18 protein-coding genes and 1 pseudogene are annotated in these 19,831 nt (G+C 69.0%); 6 read left to right on the plus strand and 13 right to left on the minus strand.

Features of this window, described 5'->3' with window-relative positions:
• Nucleotides 1-80 precede the first annotated feature (80 nt).
• Nucleotides 81-1,964 (plus strand): exodeoxyribonuclease V subunit alpha, encoded by a 1,884-nt coding sequence (gene recD, locus NJ1_RS08080; RefSeq protein ID WP_067689647.1) that lies wholly within the window; start codon nt 81-83, stop codon nt 1,962-1,964.
• A gap of 225 nt (nt 1,965-2,189) precedes the next feature.
• On the plus strand, nt 2,190-3,668 hold the full coding sequence (locus NJ1_RS08085; protein ID WP_067689650.1) for a flavin-containing monooxygenase: 1,479 nt from the start codon (nt 2,190-2,192) through the stop codon (nt 3,666-3,668).
• 44 nt (nt 3,669-3,712) lie between these two features.
• Here NJ1_RS08085 and NJ1_RS08090 read toward each other — a convergent pair whose 3' ends face one another.
• On the minus strand, nt 3,713-4,444 hold the full coding sequence (locus tag NJ1_RS08090; RefSeq protein WP_067689653.1) for a TetR/AcrR family transcriptional regulator: 732 nt from the start codon (nt 4,442-4,444) through the stop codon (nt 3,713-3,715).
• 130 nt (nt 4,445-4,574) lie between these two features.
• Here NJ1_RS08090 and NJ1_RS08095 point away from each other — a divergent pair, with 130 nt between their 5' ends.
• A complete protein-coding gene (locus tag NJ1_RS08095; protein WP_067689656.1) occupies nt 4,575-6,146 on the plus strand; it encodes a succinic semialdehyde dehydrogenase in 1,572 nt (523 codons plus the stop codon).
• Between the two features lie 34 nt (nt 6,147-6,180).
• Nucleotides 6,181-7,005, plus strand: a complete 825-nt coding sequence (locus tag NJ1_RS08100; RefSeq protein ID WP_067689659.1) for an SDR family oxidoreductase — start codon at nt 6,181-6,183, stop codon at nt 7,003-7,005.
• 55 nt (nt 7,006-7,060) lie between these two features.
• Here NJ1_RS08100 and NJ1_RS08105 read toward each other — a convergent pair whose 3' ends face one another.
• The 4 genes and pseudogenes from NJ1_RS08105 to NJ1_RS08115 form a co-directional block, all read right to left on the minus strand.
• Nucleotides 7,061-7,747 carry an HAD family hydrolase gene (locus NJ1_RS08105; RefSeq protein ID WP_084477859.1) on the minus strand — a complete coding sequence of 229 codons (687 nt, stop codon included), beginning with the start codon at nt 7,745-7,747 and terminating at the stop codon, nt 7,061-7,063.
• Complete coding sequence (locus NJ1_RS40390) at nt 7,744-8,541, minus strand: methyltransferase (protein WP_339380953.1); 798 nt, start codon at nt 8,539-8,541, stop codon at nt 7,744-7,746. Before NJ1_RS40390 ends, NJ1_RS08105 begins: the two co-directional genes overlap by 4 nt.
• Nucleotides 8,521-8,802 (minus strand): annotated as a pseudogene (locus tag NJ1_RS40950) (putative protein N(5)-glutamine methyltransferase); the annotation flags it as partial. The gene NJ1_RS40390 and the pseudogene NJ1_RS40950, both read right to left, overlap by 21 nt.
• 233 nt (nt 8,803-9,035) lie before the next feature.
• Nucleotides 9,036-9,896, minus strand: coding sequence for a YdcF family protein (locus tag NJ1_RS08115; protein WP_067689665.1), 861 nt, complete (start codon nt 9,894-9,896; stop codon nt 9,036-9,038).
• Between the two features lie 226 nt (nt 9,897-10,122).
• Here NJ1_RS08115 and NJ1_RS08120 point away from each other — a divergent pair, with 226 nt between their 5' ends.
• The gene (locus NJ1_RS08120; protein WP_067689668.1) at nt 10,123-10,971 is read left to right on the plus strand and encodes a bifunctional 5,10-methylenetetrahydrofolate dehydrogenase/5,10-methenyltetrahydrofolate cyclohydrolase; all 849 of its coding nucleotides are present in this window, start codon (nt 10,123-10,125) and stop codon (nt 10,969-10,971) included.
• 108 nt (nt 10,972-11,079) lie between these two features.
• Here the strand turns inward: NJ1_RS08120 and NJ1_RS08125 are convergent, their stop codons facing one another.
• Both NJ1_RS08125 and NJ1_RS08130 read right to left on the minus strand, forming a co-directional pair.
• Entirely contained in the window at nt 11,080-11,829 is a 750-nt protein-coding gene (locus tag NJ1_RS08125) for a L,D-transpeptidase (protein ID WP_067689671.1), read from the minus strand.
• A 633-nt stretch (nt 11,830-12,462) separates the two neighbouring features.
• Entirely contained in the window at nt 12,463-13,128 is a 666-nt protein-coding gene (locus NJ1_RS08130; RefSeq protein ID WP_067689674.1) for a cyclodeaminase/cyclohydrolase family protein, read from the minus strand.
• Nucleotides 13,129-13,417: 289 nt separating this feature from the next.
• Here NJ1_RS08130 and NJ1_RS08135 point away from each other — a divergent pair, with 289 nt between their 5' ends.
• The gene (locus tag NJ1_RS08135; RefSeq protein ID WP_067689677.1) at nt 13,418-14,458 is read left to right on the plus strand and encodes an LLM class F420-dependent oxidoreductase; all 1,041 of its coding nucleotides are present in this window, start codon (nt 13,418-13,420) and stop codon (nt 14,456-14,458) included.
• Between the two features lie 88 nt (nt 14,459-14,546).
• Here NJ1_RS08135 and NJ1_RS08140 read toward each other — a convergent pair whose 3' ends face one another.
• The 6 genes from NJ1_RS08140 to NJ1_RS08165 are packed head-to-tail and all read right to left on the minus strand — an operon-like array spanning nt 14,547 to nt 19,746.
• Nucleotides 14,547-14,942 (minus strand): STAS domain-containing protein, encoded by a 396-nt coding sequence (locus tag NJ1_RS08140; protein ID WP_422615738.1) that lies wholly within the window; start codon nt 14,940-14,942, stop codon nt 14,547-14,549.
• A 52-nt stretch (nt 14,943-14,994) separates the two neighbouring features.
• Nucleotides 14,995-17,298 (minus strand): SpoIIE family protein phosphatase, encoded by a 2,304-nt coding sequence (locus NJ1_RS08145; RefSeq protein ID WP_067689680.1) that lies wholly within the window; start codon nt 17,296-17,298, stop codon nt 14,995-14,997.
• Nucleotides 17,295-18,041: a SpoIIE family protein phosphatase gene (locus tag NJ1_RS08150; protein ID WP_084477861.1), complete on the minus strand. Its 747-nt coding sequence runs from the start codon at nt 18,039-18,041 to the stop codon at nt 17,295-17,297. The genes NJ1_RS08145 and NJ1_RS08150 overlap by 4 nt, the downstream gene beginning before the upstream one ends.
• Nucleotides 18,034-18,447, minus strand: a complete 414-nt coding sequence (locus NJ1_RS08155) for an ATP-binding protein (RefSeq protein WP_157573827.1) — start codon at nt 18,445-18,447, stop codon at nt 18,034-18,036. Before NJ1_RS08155 ends, NJ1_RS08150 begins: the two co-directional genes overlap by 8 nt.
• Nucleotides 18,437-18,823 carry an STAS domain-containing protein gene (locus NJ1_RS08160; RefSeq protein WP_067689683.1) on the minus strand — a complete coding sequence of 129 codons (387 nt, stop codon included), beginning with the start codon at nt 18,821-18,823 and terminating at the stop codon, nt 18,437-18,439. Before NJ1_RS08160 ends, NJ1_RS08155 begins: the two co-directional genes overlap by 11 nt.
• A 14-nt stretch (nt 18,824-18,837) precedes the next feature.
• The gene (locus NJ1_RS08165) at nt 18,838-19,746 is read right to left on the minus strand and encodes an STAS domain-containing protein (protein ID WP_067689686.1); all 909 of its coding nucleotides are present in this window, start codon (nt 19,744-19,746) and stop codon (nt 18,838-18,840) included.
• Nucleotides 19,747-19,831 lie beyond the last annotated feature (85 nt).

Here is a 19,831-nt window from a genome sequence, read left to right on the forward strand (position 1 = left end):
AGCACCTCGGGTCCGCGCCCCTCGTGCGGCACGATCCCGGGGATGACCCCCGGGCGGTATCGGAAAGAGACGGGCGGGCGATGACGTCGATTCAGTTGGCGCAGCGTGGAACCGGGCTGCTGCAGGTGTTCAATGCCGCCGGGGTGCTGGCCGCGGCGGATGTGCACGTGGCGCTGCGGCTCGGGCGGCTGGGCCGCGAGCAATCCGAGGCGGCGCTGTTCGCGACCGCGCTGGCCGTGCGCGCGGTGCGGTCCGGCTCGGTGTGCCTCGAGGTCCGTCGGATGCACGAGATCGGCGTGGACGCCGAAGGGACGGAAGAGTCCTCGATCGATCCCGCGACCCTGCCGTGGCCCGATGTGGAGGCGGTGATCGCGGCACTGCGGGTGAGCCCGCTGGTCTGCGGCAGCCCGGCGGGGCCGCTGCGGCCGTTGCGACTGGTCGATCCGGTGGGGTCCGACGCGGGTCCGCTGCTGTACCTGGATCGGTACTACCGCCAGGAGGAGACCATCCGCGCGGCGCTCACCGAGCGCGGGGCCTCGCATCCGATGGTGGACGCGGGATTGATTCGGCGCGAACTGGATCGGTTGTTCCCGGACCGGGTGGCGGCGGGGGAACCGCCGGACCGGCAGCGTCTGGCCGCGGCGCTGGCGGCTACCCAGTGGACGACCGTCATCGCGGGCGGTCCGGGTACCGGCAAGACGCACACCATCGCCCGCGTGCTGGCGTTGCTGGTCGCGCATCAGGACGCGGTCCCGGGCGCGCCCGCCCTGCGCATCGCTCTCGCCGCACCCACCGGTAAAGCCGCTGCGCGCCTGCAGGAGTCGGTGCGTGAGCAGGCGGGGGACATCGGACTGCCCGATCTCACCGCCGCGACCCTGCACCGGCTGCTCGGCTGGCAGCGTGGCGGCGCGGGCCGCTTCCGGCACAACGAGTTCAACCGCCTGCCCTACGACGTGATCGTGGTGGACGAGACCTCGATGGTGTCGCTGACCATGATGAGTCGCCTGCTGCCCGCCGTCCGGCCCGACGCCCGCCTGGTGCTGGTGGGCGATCCCGATCAGCTGGCCTCGGTGGACGCCGGCGCGGTGCTCGCGGATCTGGTGGCGGGACCGGTACTGGGGCAGGAGAATCCGGCCCTGGCACAGGTACTGGGCGCGGAACTGGGTGCGAGCGCGGCCCATCCGGACGGCCTCTCCACCCGCGAGCGAGATCGCCTGCGCGGCGGCATAGTCCGGCTCACGCGCGGCCGCCGATTCGGCGGGCGGATCGCGGAGCTGGCCGTGGCCATCCGGGCCGGCGATGCCGACACCGCCCTGGACCTGCTGGCCGCGGGCGGCGATGACCTGTCCCTGCACACCCCCGACGACATCGCCGAGGTCCGTGCGGACGTGCTGCGCGCATCCCGCGCCGCCACCGAGGCGGCCATCGCGGGCGACGCCATCGGCGCACTCACCGCCCTGGAATCGCACCGCCTCCTGTGCGCGCACCGTCAGGGCCCCTACGGCGTCGAGCGCTGGGACCGGCTGGCGGGCGGCTGGGTCGCGGCGGCGGGCATCAACTCCGAGTCCGGGACCGGACACTGGTATCCGGGCCAGCCCCTGCTGGTCACCGCCAACGACCACGAGGCGCGAATCTACAACGGCGACACCGGCGTCATCGTCCGCGCACCCGACGGCACGCTGCGCGCGGCGCTGCAGCGCGGTACCGAGCCCTACCTGGTGCACCCGACGCAGTTCCCCGGCGTGACCACCGTCTACGCCATGACCATTCACCGCAGTCAGGGCAGTCAGTACGACGACGTCTCGGTGGTGCTGCCGGGCGCCGAGTCCACCCTGCTCACCCGAGAACTGCTGTACACGGCCATCACCCGCGCCCGCAGGCACGTGCGCGTGCTGGGCACCGAGGAGTCCATCCGGGCCGCGATCGGCCGTCGTGTGCTGCGCGCGAGCGGCTTACGGGCGTAGCGGCCGTCCGGACCGGACGGAGTCGAGCGGTTGCGCCCAGCGTGACCAGGTCGATCGGGAACGGGTCTGCCGCAGCCCCTCGGCCCCGGCGGGCGAGCACGGCGGGGCGGCGCGAGAATTCTTCTCGCCAACCGGTGTCGCCCGTCACACGGCGGGCCGCGCAGTGGATACGCTGAGGTTTCACCCGGCCGTGCGCCGGTTTCCGTGCGAATCGAAGGGGTATCGATGAGCAGTGCACCCGAACACGTCGACGTGCTCATAATCGGGGCCGGATTGTCCGGCATCGACGCCGCCTACCACCTGCAGCGTGCCTTCCCGTCGCGCACCTACGCGATCCTGGAGATGCGCGAGGCGATCGGCGGCACCTGGGACCTGTTCCGCTACCCGGGGATTCGCTCGGATTCGGATATGTTCACCCTCGGTTACCGGCATCGCCCCTGGCTGGGCGACAAGGCCATCGCCGACGGTGACTCCATCCTGCGATACGTGCGGGACACCGCCGCGGACAACGGCATCGACAAGCACATCCGCTACCGGCACAAGGTGATTCGCGCCGAGTGGTCCTCGGCCGGCAACCGCTGGACGGTGACCTCCGAGCACGACGGCGACTCGGTGGTGATCACCGCGGGCTTCCTTTTCTCCTGTTCCGGCTACTACCGATACGACCAGGGCTACACGCCGGAATTCGCGGGCACGGAACGGTTCTCGGGACCGATCGTGCATCCGCAGCACTGGCCCGAACACCTGGACGTGGAAGGCAAGCGGGTCGTGATCGTGGGTTCCGGGGCCACCGCCGTGACTCTGGGCCCGGCCCTGGTCGAGCAGGGCGCGCAGGTCACCATGCTGCAGCGCTCCCCGTCGTACATCATCTCCATGCCCGCCCGCGACGCCTTCGCGGACCGGGTGCGCCGCTTCCTGCCCGCAAAGGCCGCGTACGCGCTGGCCCGCGCCAAGAACGTCGGGTTCAGCACCGTGATGTATCAGGTGTCGCAACGCTATCCGAAGCGGATGCGCGCCTGGATCCACGGCCTGCAGGAGCGCTGGCTGCCCGAGGGCTACGACATCGACACCCATTTCAACCCCCGCTACGACCCGTGGGATCAGCGACTGTGCCTGGTGCCCAACGGGGATCTGTTCCGCGCCATCCGCCACGGCAAACTCGAGATGGCCACCGATCGCATCGAGACCTTCACCGAGACGGGACTGCGCCTCGAGTCCGGCGCCGACCTGGATGCCGATGTCGTCATCACCGCAACGGGTTTGAACCTGGTCGTCTTCGGCGGGATCGACCTGGTCGTGGACGGGCGCGAGCTGAAACTCCCGGAACTGATGGCCTACAAGGCCATGATGCTCTCGGACGTCCCCAACTTCGCCTTCGTGATCGGCTACACCAACGCCTCCTGGACGCTGAAGGCAGATCTGGTGTGCGAGTACGTGGTTCGCCTGCTGGCACACATGGACGCGCACGGTTACGCCAAGGCGACGCCGGTCCGGGATCCCTCGGTCGGCACCGCGCCGTTCCTGGACTTCGAGCCCGGGTACGTGCTCCGGGTCATCGACTCGCTCCCCAAACAGGGCGATCGAGCCCCGTGGAAGCTGCACATGAACTACCTGCGCGACCTGCCGAAGATGCGCTACGGCCGGATCACCGATCCCGCCATGCGCTTCGAGCGCGCCACCCACGGTGCGGGTGTACGCGAATAGCCGGGGAGAGAAGGACTTCGGGTCGATTCGAGCGAGACGCTCGCCTACCGCTCGCCGCCGGTCTCGCCCGACCCGAACAGTCCCGGGATCTCGAGCGCGTGCTCGACATCGCCGCGCTGCCCCAGCATGGCCAGCACCCCGCGAATCATGGTGAGCCGCGCCGCGGCGATGGTCTCGGCGTCGGGTTCCCCGTGCGGCGCGCCCGCCGAGATGCGGAAGACCACGTATTCGCAGACCTGCAGCGCGGTGTCCAGATCCAGATCGCTGGGCGCGGGACGACCGAGCACCGCGAACTTGTCCCGCACGAGCGCGCGGATGTCATCCAGCGCCTGCTCCCGATAGGTCGAGACCGGTGAGCCCGGATCGTGCAGTTCGGCGAACAGCGGCGCCAGCATCGGCCCGTGCCCGCCTGCCCAGTACAGGTACGCCTCGATCATGTTGATGCCCAGTTCGACGGGTACCTCGGTCCGCGCCAAGGCGGATCGGATGCCGCCGACCAGGTCGTCGTTGGAGACCGCGAGCACCGCGTGCAGCGGTTCGGTCGCATTGGCGAAATAACGATAGAACGTCGGCCGCGCCAACCCCGCGGTCTCGATGATCCGCGCGACACTCAATCCGCGCGATCCGTGCGAGGCGAACACCTCGGCCGTGGCCAGCACGATCCGCGCCCGCACCTGATCGGCCTGCTTCTCCGTCTGCGGGGGCCGCCCGCGCCGCGCGGTGGTGCCGGTCGGCGGCGTGGTGGCGCTTGCCGAGTTCACGGGTGCCGGTGTCATGGGTGTGAGCTCGGCGTAAGGCTTGACATGAGATGCGTCACGACCATTAATCTAACACTAGTGTTCGCGTAACACTGGTGTTCAGTGAATAGCGGGCAACGGCCCGCACGACCTACCGAGAGGGCGCCCGATGACGACTGCCCCGCAGCTCTCCGCTGCCGACGCACTGCCGCTCGACCTGATCGAGCGGCTGCTCGGCCTCGCCGTGGCGGGAGGTGCGCCCTCGGTGGAGGTGTTCGCCCCGGCCACCGGGCGCAAGATCGCGGACCTGCCGCAGTCCTCGGTAGGCGATATCGAGACCGCCTTCGCCACCGCGCGGAGCGCGCAGCAGAAGTGGGCCGGGGTGCCCGTCGGCGAACGCGCCGCGCTGCTGCGCCGCGTTCACGACATGGTGCTGGCCGAGCAGGACGCGATTCTCGACATCATCCAGACCGAGACCGGCAAATCCCGCGTGCACGCCTTCGACGAGGTCTCCGATGTCGCGGTGAATGCCCGCTACTACGCGAGCGAGGGCAAGCGGCTGCTCGCGCACCGCAAGCCGCGCGGCGTCATGCCGGTGCTGACCCAGGTCGAGGTCCGCAACCGGCCCAAGGGCGTGGTCGCGGTCATCTCGCCGTGGAACTATCCGCTCGCGCTCGGCGCCTCCGACGCGCTGCCCGCGCTGCTCGCGGGCAACGCCGTGATCGGCCGCCCCGACAACCAGACCGCGCTCACCCTGCTGTGGGCCATCGACATCGCCGAGCGCGCGGGCCTGCCCAAGGGCCTGTGGCAGGCGGTGCTGGGCCGGGGCGCGGTCGTCGGCACCGAGGTCATCGCCCGCGCCGATTTCGTCGACTACACCGGCTCGAGCGCCACCGGCCGCACCATCGCCCAGCAGGCGGGGGAGCGGTTGATCGGCTACTCGCTGGAGCTGGGCGGCAAGAACCCGCTGCTGGTGCTTGCCGACGCCGACGTGTCGGCCGCCGCCAAGATCGCGGTGCGCGCCTGCTTCGCCTCGGCCGGACAACTGTGCGAGTCGATCGAGCGAATCTATGTGCACGCCAACGTCTATGACCAGTTCGTCGCCGATTTCGTCGAGAACACCGGCAAACTCACGCTCGGCAAGGACCTCGACTTCTCCTACGAGATCGGCTCGCTGACCTTCCCGCGCCAGATCGACACCGTCAGCAAGCATGTCGACGACGCCGTCGCCAAGGGCGCGCGGGTGCTCGCGGGCGGCAAGGCCCGCCCGGACCTCGGCCCGTACTTCTACGAACCGACGATTCTGGCCGATGTGCGCGAGGGCATGACCGTGTTCCGTGAGGAGACCTTCGGACCGGTCGTCTCGGTGTACCGCGTCGAGACCGACGAGGACGCCGTGACCCAGGCCAACGACACCGCCTACGGCCTCAATGCCAGTGTGTGGGGCCGCGATACGAACCGCGCGCGTGAGATCGCCGCTCGGATCGATGCCGGATCGGTGAACGTCAACGAGGGCTTCATCGCGGCGTGGGGCTCGGTGGCCGCGCCCTCGGGCGGGCTCGGCATCTCCGGCACCGGTCGCCGGCACGGTCCCGAAGGGCTGCTCAAGTACATCGACACCCAGACCATCGCGGTGCAGCGGGTGCTGCCCATCGCGCCGCTGCCGGGCATGTCGGAACAGCTGTGGGCCAAGACCATGACGCTCTACCTGGGCGTGATGAAGACGTTGCGGCAGAAGTGATTCGCGAACTCACCGAGACAGGGGTACAGAGGGTATGAAGACGGCAGCGGGCACGAAGGTTCTCGTCACCGGCGCGGCCATGGGGCTGGGCAAGTCGTTCGCGCAGCGCGCGGTGGCCGAACGCGCCGCTGACGTCGTGCTGTGGGACATCAACGAGGAAGCGCTGAAGGAGACCGCCGCCGAACTGGCCGCGCAGGGCTCGAGCCGCGTCCACCACTACGTGGTCGACGTGTCCGATCGGGACGCCATCGCCGAGGCCGGTGCGGCGGTGCGCGCCGAGGTCGGCGATATCGACGTGCTGATCAACAACGCGGGCATCGTGCGCGGCAACGGGTACTTCTGGGAGACCACGAACAAGGTCGACATCGACAAGACGATGGCGATCAATTCCCTTGCGCCCATGTACGTCACGCTGGAGTTCCTGCCCGCCATGGTCAGCGGCAAGCGGGAATCGCGGGTCATGACGATCGCCTCGTCCGCGGGTCTGGTCTCCAATCCGCGCATGAGCGTCTACGCGGCGTCCAAGTGGGCGGCGCTGGGCTGGTCGGACTCGGTGCGCTTGGAGCTCGAGCAGTCCGGCAACGATCACGTCAAGTTCACCACCGTGTGTCCGACGTACATCAACACCGGAATGTTCGACGGCGCCAAGGGCTTCCTATTCACTCCGATCCTGGAGCCGGACCACGTGGTGGACACCTCCTGGAACGAGATGAAGAAGGGCGCGGCCCTGGTGGTCATGCCGTGGACCTCGCGCCTCAACCGCGCCATCACCGGCCTGCTGCCCCTGAAGGTGCGCGACTTCTACCTCAACTCGGTCGGCGTCTACCACTCGATGGACGAATTCAAGGGCCGCAAGTAGGCATTCGGCTCGTCAGGGCTCGTGCGGAGATATCCGGGCGGGCCCTGACGCATTGTCAGCCGATACTCATGTCCGCCAGTGAGTGGATGACGGTGACGCCCTCGTGCGACGTGCCCGAGGCGGCTCGGTCCAGCCAGAAGGCATGCAGGCCCGCGTCTCTCGCGCCGAGCCCGTCCACGTCGTGGCGGTCGCCGACGTAAGCGACCCGATCGGGCGGTAGCCCGAGCATGTCGCAGCCTGCCAGGAAGATGCCGGGATCGGGCTTGGCCGAGCCGAATTCGTCGGAGCACAGGATCGCCTCCCCGAAGTGGGCGGCCAGGCCCACCGAGCGCAGCTTGCCGATCTGATGCGCGCGTGAGGAATTGGAGACCACCCCCAGCGCCGCGCGCCCGGTCAATGCCGTGAGCGCCGGCGGCACGTCGGGGAACACCAGCCAGGCGATGTCCCGCAACGCCACGTAGCGTGCGAACCAGGCCGCCGGATCGTCCACCGCCACACCGATATGCGCCAGGAATCGCGCGGTGCGGGCCTGCTGCTGCCCGGGGAAGGTCAGCTCACCCGCGAGGAAGCGCGGGTACTCCTGCTCCTCGATCTCACGCCAGAGCGCCACCGCGGTGTCGGGCGACTCGAAATGCCCGAGCAGGTCCTCGGCCGCGAGATGGCGCAGCAGTCCCGCGCGGGCGGTCGACGAGTAGTCGACGAGGGTGTCGTCGACGTCGAACAGGATGCCGCGAATCGTCATGGGCGCGTACCGATCACGACGGTCGCGCCGAGTTCGTCGTCCGAGGCGATCCGGGCGTGCAGGCCGTGTGCGCGCATGATGTCGGCCGCGGTCGCCGCCTGCTCCTCGCTCTCCTCGACGAGCAGATGTCCACCGGGAGCGAGCCATTCGCCCGCGACGGCGGCAATGCGACGCAGCACATCGAGACCGTCCGAGCCGCCGTCGAGGGCGACCCGGGGTTCGTGATCGCGCGCCTCCGGTGGCATCCACGAGATCTCGGACGACGGCACATAGGGCGTATTCGCCAGCAGAAGGTCCACGCGCCCACGCAAGTCGGCGGGAATCGGGTCGAACAGATCGCCGCGGAACACCGGCGCGCGCAGCGCGGCGAGATTCCCGCGCGCACACTCCACCGCGGCGGGTTCGATATCGGAGGCCGTGAGTTCGACCCGAATCCCGTCCGCAGCAAGCTCGGTGGCCAGCGACAATCCCAATGCCCCACAGCCGCAACACATATCGAGCACAGTGATGGCCGTGCCGAATGGCGCCCCGTCGTTCGCCCCGTCGTTCGCCTCGCCTTGCGGACTGCCCGGTGCATCGACCGAGATCGGTCCGGTATCCCGCGAGTCGACCGCGGCGCCGGTCCACTCCGCATCGGTGACGCGGATCCCGGAACCCGCGGCGTCGAAGCCCGGGCCCGCGGAACCGACAGCGGCGTCGTGCGCCGCGTGGTCCGGGCCGATCGCGGGTGGAGCGGAGCTGCCGACTGCGTCCTCGCCCGCCGCGCCGGTACAGCGGATGTGGCGGCGGGCCAAGGCTGTTGCCTGATCTACCAGGAAGCCGGTGCGCTGTCTGGGGACGAAGACATTCGGGGCGACGGCGACGCGCAGGCCGCGAAATTCCGCCCAGCCCAGCAGGTGCTCGAGCGGGAAGCCCGCGATGCGACGGGCGACGAGCGATTCGAGCTGTTCGGGGTCGGACGTGGCCGCGAGCAGCAGCTCGGCCTCCTCCTCCGCGAAGACACATCCGGCTGCCCGGAGCCGAGTGACCAGGGTGTCGCTGTCGGGGAAGAGCACCCGATCATTGTGCACGCCCCGGCATCCGCCCAGGTGAGGCGGGGGCCGGGGCATGCATCGGGGTCGAGCGTGTACGGCCGGGGCGGAGGACGTCCGGCCGGGCCGAGCGTGCACACCCAGGGCCGAGCGTGCATACCTAGCGCTGAGCGTGCACTGCATGCGTGAGCGTGTATCGCCGGTGCGGAGCGTGTACCGCCGGAACCGAACCGGATTGCTACGGGCGAAAGGCGGAGTTAACGCGCGACCGGAAGCAACAGCGTGCGGGTCGCATCGATGTAGATACCACGCTGGCTGCTGCGCGCCGGCGGCGGCAATTGCGAGACCAGCTGCTCGAGCGATGTCGTGGCGCCCACGACCGGCAGGCCCGCGACGATGAAGTCGGCCACGGCCCGGCGGATGTGATTGGGCGAGGTGACCACGATGACGCTGGTCGCGCCCGCGTCACGCAGCATGCTCGTGCTGTTGAGCGCGTTCGCCACGGTGGATCCGGCGCGATGCTCGGTCAGCACCCGGCTCGCCGGAATGCCGTGGCCGACCAGCCAGCCCTCCATGGCCGCCGCCTCGGTGATCCCGTTCTGCGGATTGCCGCCGGACACCACGATCGGGGACATCGGCGAGGCGATCGCCTGCAGCCAGGCCGCCTGGAGGCGATTGATCAGTTCCGGGCGCATGCTGCCGTCGGGCAGCAGGCCGTAGCCGCACACCGCGATACCGGTCTGCGGTCCGGCGATCGCGGGAATCGGATTGGGCAGGGTGCCGACCGCTGCGCCGACGGCCCGGAACACGTTGCGGGTGCCGTCGGCCAGACGCGGATCCAGCGCCGTGAGCCGATTCAGCGCGACCTCGCGGGTCAGGATGTCCCCGGCATAGTCCGACCAGATCGCCTGCAGGGACAGCGCCTGCGCGTCATCGGGGGACTCGTTGAGCAATTGCCGCAGGTCCGCGAGCCCGGCGGCCTCGTCACCGTCGACGAAATTCTCCTGCGCGGAGTTGTACAGCGGTCCGGCGTCCGCGTGCGCGGCACCGGGAGAGAACAGGGTGAGGGCGGCAGCGGTCGCCGCGAGAAGGGTGGGTAAACGCCTGGCGATCTGCACTGCTGTCGACCTTTCGGAGAGGGTCACGCATGCTTTGCTGGCTAACTCGTTCGTCCGTAGCTGGCTAGTGGCTCGGTCCGAATGTGGACACGATACGACTGCACACCGCGCTTAGCGGTGATTTGCCGCTGTGATTTTGCGGGTTCGAGAAGGGTTGCTGCCGGGAATGCGGGCGGAGTTGCGTCGCGTGCAGGTGGTTCGGGCGGGGAAGTTAAGGTGTGAATCCGTGGATACGACTTCGCTCATCGGCAAGGAACTCGCCGCCGCCATCAACACCGACACCAAGGCGCGTGCCGCCGCACTCGCCGCGCAGGGTGCACCCGCGCGCCTCGTGCTGGTGATCGCCAACGATGATCCGGCCAGCGCCTGGTACGTGAAGTCGCTCAATCGCGCCGCCGAACGCAATGGAATCGTCTGCGAGAACGTCGATCTCGGGGTGGACGCCACCGCCGAGGAGATTCGCGCCAAGCTGAGCGAACTCTCGGCCGATCCCACCGCCGACGCCATCATGCTGCAGACGCCGCTGCCCAAGGGCGTGGGCCTGGACGACGTGAGCCTCGCGATCGCCGCCGCCAAGGACGTGGACGGCGTCAGTCCGCTCTCACTCGGTCTACTCGCCTCCGGCCTGCCGGGCTTCCCGCCCGCCACCTCCGAGGCGGTGGTGGAACTGGCCAAGTTCCACGACATTCCGCTCGAGGGTCGGCATGTCGCGGTCGTGGGCCGCTCGAACGTGGTCGGTAAGCCGCTGGCTCAGCTGCTGCTGGCCGAGAACGCCACCGTCACCGTCGCGCACTCGCGCACCACGGATCTGCCCGCCATCACCTCCGCCGCGGACGTGGTGGTCGCTGCCGTCGGTCGCGCCGGTCTGATCACCGCCGAGCATGTGCGAGAGGGTGCGGTCGTCATCGACGTCGGCACCAACGAGGACGACAACGGCGGGATCACCGGCGATGTGAACGCCGACTCGGTGACCGGGCGGGCCGCCGCCCTGAGCCCCGTCCCCGGTGGTGTCGGCCCGGTCACCACGGCGCTGCTCATGCGCCACGTCGTGCAGGCCGCCGAGTCCGGCCGCTGACCCGAAATCACCACGCGGCGCCGGGGTTTCGAGTGAACCCCGGCGCCGCGTGGTGAGATGCTGCCGGTCCGAAGCCGCGCAGGCGTGGGGACCGCTGGTGATCAGCGCTTACCAGTGAATGTTCACCGGATCGCCGATGCCGACATTGTCGTAGTACCACTCCGCGTCGCCGGGCGCGAGGTTGATGCACCCGTGGCTGACGTTCGAATTGCCTTGTGAGTCGACGGACCACGGGGCGGAGTGCACGTAAACGCCTCCCGAGGTGAGCCTTTCGGCGAATTCACCCTGGATCAGGTAGCCCTGCGGGCTGCTGAGCGGGATGCCGATGGTCCGGGAATCGAACGTCACGGTCCGCTCCTTCGACATCACCGGGAACGTGCCCGTTGGGGTTTCCCAGCCGGGCTTGCCCATCGAGGCGGGCATGGTCCGCACCGGGACGCCGCCCATGAAGACGGTGAAGGTGTAGTTCGACATGTCCGCGTCGGCGGTCACGCCGCCGTTGGTGTCGAATTGGGTGTGCAGGCGTCCCACCGACACCGTGATAGGCGAAGAGGTGGGCAGGTAGCCGGCCGGCGTCCACGTGACCTGCCGATCGTCCACCCAGGAGAAGTGCCCAGCCAGTGAGGCGTCGGCTCGGACGTCGACCGCTCGCTCGGCGCGAGCCCGATCGGCCACCGGTTCGGCGAAGTGCACGGTGACCGGTGCGGCGATACCCACTACTTGGCCCGGCCCCGGCGTAATCGCCTGCACCGCCGGGAGTTCGGTTGTCACGAGCACCGCACCCGCGGCTCCGGACCCTGTCGCGGTGGCAGCCGCGAGCACGGTGGCGACGAACAGATAGCGAATCGCTTTCCGCATGGTGTCCAATCCCTTCGCAGGGGGTGTGGTTCAGGGGCCTCAGCCTATGACCAGATGATCAGTCCCATCCGGAAATGTTCCCGCTTCGTGACCTAGCGGTCGGCGTGGAGCCTTCGAAAAAACCCGACGACCGGGTAGGGGATATGTGCCCTGACCTGCTTCGGTCGTTGTCCGATTAGGGACCCCGACCTCCCCGTTCTCTGAATGAGACAAATCACTTTCTCCGCGCAGCCCGATGCCCCCGGCGACCGCCCCCGGCTCGCGCGGTGTTGCTCGATCGGTGAGGAGCGCGTCGCGGACAACGCGACGAAACAGCGCTATGCCGGGTACTCGCCGATGCCGCAGGTGCCGACCCTCAGGACGAGCTGCTGCGTTCGAGCGGCCCACGCGTTGTCCGGGCGTATCCGACTCGGGCGAGATGCCTGCCCCCACGCGGAGATTCGGCGGGGTTGGTGCGGTCTGCTCCGGCCTTCGGAATGCGTCTGGCGGTTCACATATGGGCGTGCTCGACCACCGCACGGCTGGAGCGGTGTCGCTGCCTTGCCGGGTCTGTTCCGCGCGAAATGCGCACCGCCGAAACGACTCCGGGCCCCGTTCCGACTGGAACGGGGCCCGGGGAATCTGCTCGTGCGCTCAGCGCGTGATGGCCGCCACCACGTCCGCGTGCAGGGCGTCGGCGCGGGCGATGACCTCGTCGATCTGGGTGAAGACCGGGGCGAACTCGGACTCCGATCCGGTGCCGAGCGAGGCGACGTTGATGGCGATGTTCAGCTGCGAACTCGCGGCGGCGGCCCGCGCGCAATCGGCGGCCGCGCCGATATCGGTCACCACGTTCGGGTTGCCGATGGGCAGGAGTTCGGTTGCGAGGGAGACGATTTCGTCGGCCTCGGCGACCACGGCGGCCGGGACCCGGGCCGCGCCCAGCAGGGCTCCGGTGATGGCCTCGGTGCGCGCGGCCTGCTGCTCGTCGGTGTCCTTGGGCAGTTTGTAGGCGCTGCCGACCGCGGTGAACGCGGCGGCGTCGGCGTCGGCCAGGGCCAGCGCGCGATTGCGGGAGTCGTCGGCGGCCTGGATGATGCGGTCGATCACCGGGCGGTTCTCGGCGTCCTTGGCGCGGGTGGTGTACCGCGCGACCATCGAGACCAGCGCCGCACCCTGCGCGGCGTGCAGCGCGGCGACGGCCCCGCCGCCCGGCGCGGGCACCTTGGCGGCCAGCTCATCGAGGTACCCCTGCAGTGTCGAGTCGCCGAAACTGGTGAAGTCCTGCGCGGCGTCCTGGGTCGACCCAGCCTGAGTCATGAGTGATGGCCTCTCTCGAGAGTGCGTGGGAGTGCGGGGAATCGGAATGTCCGCGCATCACGCTACCGCCACCTCACCTGCGCACCCCGCCTGCCCCGTCGTCCGCGCACTCTCCTGCGACACACCGCGCAGCCCACTGCTTTGCCCGACGTGAGCCATCACTCGATCCGGCGTGCACCTCTGCCGTGGCCGACGCGACCCGTCGCCCCGCCCGTCCCAGGTCCCGACGCGACCCGCCGATTCGCGGCCGCCGTGCGAACCCCGATTCACAATCGGTAAGGTCCCGGTCATGCGTATCGGACTGTCGATCAATTACACCGACGGCTTCAAGGAAATAGCCGCGGAGGTGGCCGACCTCGAGCGGGCCGGCCTCGACATCGTTTTCGTCCCGGAGGCGTATTCGTACGACGCGGTGAGCGCGCTCGGCTACCTGGCGGCCAAGACCGAGCGGGTGCAGCTGGCCTCGGGCATCATGCAGCTCTACACCCGCACGCCCACGCTGACGGCCATGACCGCCGCGGGGCTGGACTACGTCTCGGACGGCCGGTTCATCCTGGGGCTGGGAGCGTCGGGCCCGCAGGTGATCGAGGGCTTCCACGGCGTGCCGTACGACGCCCCGATCGGCCGTACCCGTGAGGCGCTGGAGATCTGCCGCAAGGTGTGGCGGCGCGAGCGCCTGGAATACCAGGGCAAGTACTACACGATCCCGCTGCCCGAGGGGCAGGGCACCGGACTGGGCAAGCCGCTCAAGCTGATCAATCATCCGATCCGCGAACGCATTCCGGTGCTGCTGGCCGCGCTGGGCCCGAAGAACGTGGAGCTGGCGGCCGAGCTCGCCGAGGGCTGGCAGCCGATCTTCTTCCTGCCGGAGAAGGCCGACGACATCTGGGGCGAGTCGGTGAAAGCCGGTCTGGCCAAGCGTGATCCGGCTCTGGGCGACCTCGAGGTGTTCGCCGGCCCGGCCCTGGCCATCGGCGACAATGTCGAGCCGCTGCGCGAATTCGTGAAGCCGCACCTGGCGCTGTACATCGGCGGCATGGGCGCCAAGGGCAAGAACTTCTATCACACCCTCGCCACCAAGTACGGCTACGGCGCCGAGGCCGACCGCATCCAGGAGCTGTTCCTGGCGGGCAAGAAGGACGAGGCCGCCAAGGTGGTTCCGGACGATCTGGTCCGCGACGTGTGCCTGATCGGTTCCGAGAGCTTCGTCAAGGAGCGGGTCGCCGCCTTCGCCGAGGCCGGCGTCACCGCGCTGAACGTGGTTCCGCTGGCGGGCACCGCCGCCGAGCGCGTCAAGCTGATCGAGCAGCTGCGCGGCATCTGCGACTGACGCCGCCGCCCCGGTCCGGCACCGCCGGGCCGGGGCCCGTGCGCCGAATTCCGGGGCGGCTCAGCCGAATTACCTCGGCCGAATTACCTCAGCCGCGCGGGAAGGACGCCAGCGCCTCGTCCAGCGTCGTGTGCATGGAGAACACCTGATCGAGACTGGTCACCTTCAACTGGCGGCTGGTGGCCGGACCGTCGGCGACGATCGCGATCTTGGTGTCGCCCGCGCGCTGGTGCGCGCCGACCAGCACCGCCATTCCCGCCGAGGCGAGGAAACTGACGGCGATCAGATCGATGACGAGGGCCTTGGGCTTGCCGCCCAGGGTCGCGTCGATGGCGGTCTCCAGGGCGGAGGCGGTCGCGAGGTCTACATCGCCGGTCACGGTGAGCACCGTGGCCTCATCGCGCTCGGTGACCGAGGTGGTCATCGTGTCGGCGGAGGGGTAGCTTTCTCCGGAAGTATTGGTCACGTTGGTCAAATCTGCCATGATCCGTCCGTTCGTGCTGCATCGTCGGCGATATCGGTACCGGTTCGGTGGGTCACATGCGTCCGGCCGCGGAGAACGATACGGCGGGGAGCTTCACCGACATGCGGACGCGGGTGCCCGGGCCGGTGTTGTCGATATCGAGTTGTTCGGTCAGCGCGCGCATCATGGCGATGCCGCGACCGCGATGACCGGGGTCCGCGGGCAGCGGCCGCCACTCACCACCGTCGCACACTTCGATGGTGAGCCAGTCGATCCCGCATTCGGCGGTGAGCAGGACCTGGCCGGAACTGCCGTCCAGATACGCGTGCTCGATGCTGTTGCTGCACGCCTCGTTCGCGGCCGCCACCAGATCGATCGCGGTGTCGTGCGGTACCGACGCGGAGGCCAGCCAGTCGCGCAGTGCGCGCCGCAGACCGGCCAGTTGGGCCGGTTGGGCGGGGACGTCCAGGCGCAGGGCCCCGGGCGGCTGCCGATAGACCACCATGGCGACATCGTCGTCGTAGCCACCCTCGGGCCGCAAGCGCGAGAGCACCGAATCGGCGACTTCGCGCGGCAATTGCCCGGCGGCCCCGGTCAATTCGTCGCCCAGTTCCACGAAGCGCTCGGCGATGTCCACCCCGCGCTGCTCGACCAGACCGTCGGTGAACAGCACCAGGGTGGATCCGGGGGCCAGCGCGGTGGTCGCCTCGGGCCGGCGCGGCGGGTCGAAGGTCGCCAGCGGCACCGCCCGGCCGCCTTCGAGAAGCCTTCCGTGCGTGCCGGGTTCGGCCAGCACCGGCGGCATGTGCCCGGCGTTGGAGTAGCGAATCAGTCCGCGTTCGGGATCCAGGATCGCCGCGCACACCGTGGTGCACATGGCCCCGGGAATGCGCCCGGCGACGGTGTCGAGCTCGGCGAGCAACTGGGCCGGACCCGCTCCGCGCAGCAGCAGTGCCCGTGCGGCGGTGCGCAATTGGCCCATGACCACGGCGGCGGACAAGCCACGGCCGACGCAGTCGCCGACCACGACGCCGATGGTGCCGCCCTCGAGCCGGACCACGTCGTACCAGTCGCCGCCGATCTCCAGTGGTGGCAGCGCGGGTTCGTAGTGCACCGAGAATCCCGGCGGCAGTTCGATCGGGCCGAGCATGGCGCGCTGCAGCGTGAGCGAGGTCGAGCGCGCCTGATCGAAGTTCCGCGCGCGCTGCACCGCCAGGCTCAGATGACCGACCAGCAGCGAGAACAGCGCCCAGTCCCCGGGCGTGATCGCGCGCGGTGCGGCGAAACGCAGCCACAGCGCCGAATCTCCGGCCTCGCCGAGCGGGGCCACGATGCCCTCGGAGCTGTCCGCGCCCTCCGGGATCGCGAACATGGTGCGTCCGGGCCGTAGTCGCGCGCGATCCAGCAGCGCGCGGGCACGAGCGTCGAGCACCTGTCGTGATTCGCCGCCGGGAGCGGCCTCCGGGCCCCGCTGCGGCATCGCGCCGCTGCTCTGCGCGGCGCCGTTGAGGGCGTGCACCGGCAGATTGTCCTCGGAGACATAGAGTTCCGGGCCGGTGTGCCGATTGGGCCACACCGAGACCACCGCGGACTCGGCTCCGACCGCCCGGCGCAGCTCCTCGAGTCCGACGGTCAGTACCTCGACCACGCTGGTGCCCGAGCCGACGGCAGTGGCGAGCCGGGACACGGCCTGATCCCGCGCCTGCGCGTCATGTTCGGCGGTCACGTCGCGAATGGTGCCGACGAAGATGCGCTCGCCGTTCTCCGGCTTCACCAGCGAGCTGGTGCTCACCGCCAGCCACAGTCCGCGCCCGTCGCGATGGGTGATCGGCATGACGAAACGTGCTGCGTCGGTGGCCAGTTCCGGATAGCGCGGCGCGTCCGGACTGGTCCACGGATGAGGGAGCGCATAGGGCACGCCGTCGGGGCCGTAGCCGGTGAGCGCGCCGAACGCCGAATTCACCTCGACCAGGGTGCCCTGGGCGTCGACCACGAAGAAGCCGTCCTGCAGCGATTCGACCAGTGCGGTGCGGAAGGCGTCACGGCCCTCGAGATCGTCTGCGCGGGAACGTTCCTGCTCGTAGCGGCGGTTCCCGTCCAGGAAGCCGCGGGTGGCCACATCGAGGGCGGCCATGGTCTGCAGCAGGAATTCCAGGGCTGCCTCGTTGCGGTCGGCGCCGTCCGGAATCGGTAGCAGCCCATCGCGTTCCAGCAGCCGGTAGTGGTGCTCGGTGAGGTCGAGGATGCTCACGCCCTCCACCAGCGCCCGGCGTCCCAGCTCGTAGCCCTCGGCGAGGGTGTTCTGATTCGGCGCGCGCAGGTGCAGCCGCAGCGCCGCGGCGTACGCGTCGCGGAAGGCGGCCAGCACGGCGCTCATGCCGGCTTGCCCGTCGGGCCGGGGGAGGAGCTCACACCGCTGTGCGGGGTGCTCGTCGCACCGTGCAGGGTGCTGCTGACGGTGTGGGTGGCGCTGGTGACGCCGTGCGCCAGAGTCGAGTGCGAGGAGTGCCCGCGATGCCTGGCTGCCAGCACGAGCGCGTCGTCGGTGTCCTTGGCGTATTTGGCGAGGATGTCGGCGGTGATCTCCGAAGTCGGTTTGGCCAAGTCGATTCCGTCCGAGAAATCGCTGGTGATGCCGTCCGTCGACATGAGCAGCAGATCACCCGGCCGGACCGGGACGACCTGTGACTGCAGGTTCGGCGGGAGCAGATAGCCGACGATGCCGCCGGTCAGCAACGCGGTCGCGCGCACGGCCGGTTTGCCGGGAGCCGCTGCGACGATACGGGATTCGACATTGCCGACTCCGAGCCAGTGCAGGCGCTCGCCGGTGTCGAACAGCGCCAGCGACACCGCCGCGCCGCGGGTGTCGGACATGGCGCGATGGCACAGCACGATCAGTACATCGAGGGGTTCGGCGCGATTCTCCGAAAGTACCTGTGCCGCACGGTCGGAGGCGTCCGCGGCGGCCGAGCCGTGCCCGAGGCCGTCCAGGACGGCGAAGAGCACCGAGCCGCCGCCCGCGTCGAGAATGACCGAACGGTCGCCCGATACCCGCTGACCGGGTAGCGCGCGTCCGGCGACGGCCCATTCGACCGCCCCGATGTACCCGTCCTCACGCATCCCGGGGCACCCACTTCCACATTTCCACGAGGGTTCCCTGTCCCGGCCCGGACGTGATGAGCATGCCGTCCATGAGTCGCCGCGCGCCCGGAAGGCCAAGTCCCAGACCACGTCCGGTGGAGAAGCCGTCCACCATGGCTCGTTCGATATCCAGGATTCCGGGGCCCTGATCCTGGGCCTGGACCACCATCGAGCGGCGGCCCTCGCGGTCCTGCACGGTGAGGCGGACCTCGCCGCTGCCGGCATAGCTGGTGATGTTGCGCGCCACCTCGGAGATGGCCGTGGCGATCATGGTGCGATCGGAGAGCGAGAACCCGAGTTTGCTAGCCAACTCCAGCCCCGCTTGCCGAGCGGTCACGATGTCGTTGGACACCTTCACCGCGATCACCACGTTCTCAGCGGCCACGATCGCTACCGTCTCGTTGCCGGCGAGGGACTTGCCGGTTGAGCCAGGCCAGCCCTTCCTCGAGATCGAGGGCGGTGTGCATGTCTTCGAAGGTGAGACCGAGTTGGACCATGGCGAAGGCGACCTCGGGCTGTAAGCCCACGATGACCGTCTCCGCACCGCGCAGCTTGGTCATATGCGCGATGGTACGCAGCGATCTGGCCGCGAACGAGTCCATTACGTCGATCGCGGTGAGGTCGACGATGATGCCCTGAGCTCTGTACTTGCTGACGTATTTCATCAGATCGTCTTGCAAGCGTTCGGTATCCGCGTCGGTCAGTGCGGACTGCACCGACGCGATGAGGTATGTGCCCTGCTTCAGAATGGGTACCGGCATCGGCCCGACCCGGGTTACCGTCCGCCGTCGCGGTCGCCGCGCTCGGCGGGAACGCGGGACACTTCGTAACCGAGCAGCCGCTCCGCCTCTTCGATCCCACCCTGGAGGTCGCCGACGGCGTTCATCTTGGACAGGTCCAGACCGATGGTGACCAGCGTGAGCGCGATCTCCGAGGACAGACCGGTGATGATGACGTTCGCACCCATCAGACCCGAGGCATCCACCGTCTGCACCAGGTGATTGGCGACGGTGGAGTCGATCGCGGGCACACCGGTGATATCGATGACCACGACCTTGGCGCGATTGGCGCGGATCGCGCGCAGCAACTGCTCGGTGAGCTGGCGTGCGCGCTGAGAGTCCAGCACACCGATGATCGGCAGAATCAGCAGCTGCTCACGCACCTGCAACACCGGCGTGGAGAGCTCGCGAATCGCCTCCTGCTGCTGGCGGATCACGCGTTCACGTTCCTGCACGAAGGAGACGCCCACGGTGTTGGCGATCCGGTTCGCGGCCGGTTCGTACGCGTCGAGCACCTGGTTCAGCAATTCGAAATTGGTCTGGTACTTCTCGAACAGCGAGCGCGCCAGCACATCTCGAAGCAGCAGCACGATGCCGAGGACCTCGTCGGTCTCGACGCCTCGGGGAATGATGCGTTCGGACAGGTCGCGCGCATAGGCCTGCAGCGCTTCGACGCTACCGGTCTCGAGCACCTCGACGTAGTTGTCGAAGATCGACGTGGCTTCGGAGAAGATCTCTTCCGGGGTCATCGCGGTGAGCAGCTGGGCATCGGTGATCCGACGCGCCCACTCCTCGCGCAGTTCGGTGCGGTTCTGCCGCAGGTGTTCGACCAACTGCGGGAGCAGATTGTCGACGGAACCCGCGGGCAGCGAGTCTGTCTGAAGGCCGATGGACACGTCGGACATGAAAACTCCTGCCCCTTTCGCTAAGGCCAGGTCGGATGCTCACTGACTCGGTTGGTAGCCAACCGTGCGCTCGGTGCCGACCGCC

It is taken from the genome of Nocardia jejuensis NBRC 103114, from assembly GCF_001613145.1.
Classification (GTDB): domain Bacteria; phylum Actinomycetota; class Actinomycetes; order Mycobacteriales; family Mycobacteriaceae; genus Nocardia; species Nocardia jejuensis.

Bases quoted from the DNA above. Each gene is read 5' to 3' on its own strand.
- recD (WP_067689647.1), top strand. From the start codon at position 81: ATGACGTCGATTCAGTTGGCGCAGCGTGGAACCGGGCTGCTGCAGGTG.
- NJ1_RS08085 (WP_067689650.1), top strand. From the start codon at position 2,190: ATGAGCAGTGCACCCGAACACGTCGACGTGCTCATAATCGGGGCCGGA.
- NJ1_RS08090 (WP_067689653.1), bottom strand. From the start codon at position 4,444: ATGACACCGGCACCCGTGAACTCGGCAAGCGCCACCACGCCGCCGACC.
- NJ1_RS08095 (WP_067689656.1), top strand. From the start codon at position 4,575: ATGACGACTGCCCCGCAGCTCTCCGCTGCCGACGCACTGCCGCTCGAC.
- NJ1_RS08100 (WP_067689659.1), top strand. From the start codon at position 6,181: ATGAAGACGGCAGCGGGCACGAAGGTTCTCGTCACCGGCGCGGCCATG.
- NJ1_RS08105 (WP_084477859.1), bottom strand. From the start codon at position 7,747: ATGACGATTCGCGGCATCCTGTTCGACGTCGACGACACCCTCGTCGAC.
- NJ1_RS08125 (WP_067689671.1), bottom strand. From the start codon at position 11,829: ATGCGGAAAGCGATTCGCTATCTGTTCGTCGCCACCGTGCTCGCGGCT.
- NJ1_RS08130 (WP_067689674.1), bottom strand. From the start codon at position 13,128: ATGACTCAGGCTGGGTCGACCCAGGACGCCGCGCAGGACTTCACCAGT.
- NJ1_RS08135 (WP_067689677.1), top strand. From the start codon at position 13,418: ATGCGTATCGGACTGTCGATCAATTACACCGACGGCTTCAAGGAAATA.
- NJ1_RS08140 (WP_422615738.1), bottom strand. From the start codon at position 14,942: ATGGCAGATTTGACCAACGTGACCAATACTTCCGGAGAAAGCTACCCC.
- NJ1_RS08145 (WP_067689680.1), bottom strand. From the start codon at position 17,298: ATGAGCGCCGTGCTGGCCGCCTTCCGCGACGCGTACGCCGCGGCGCTG.
- NJ1_RS08150 (WP_084477861.1), bottom strand. From the start codon at position 18,041: ATGCGTGAGGACGGGTACATCGGGGCGGTCGAATGGGCCGTCGCCGGA.
- NJ1_RS08160 (WP_067689683.1), bottom strand. From the start codon at position 18,823: ATGCCGGTACCCATTCTGAAGCAGGGCACATACCTCATCGCGTCGGTG.
- NJ1_RS08165 (WP_067689686.1), bottom strand. From the start codon at position 19,746: ATGTCCGACGTGTCCATCGGCCTTCAGACAGACTCGCTGCCCGCGGGT.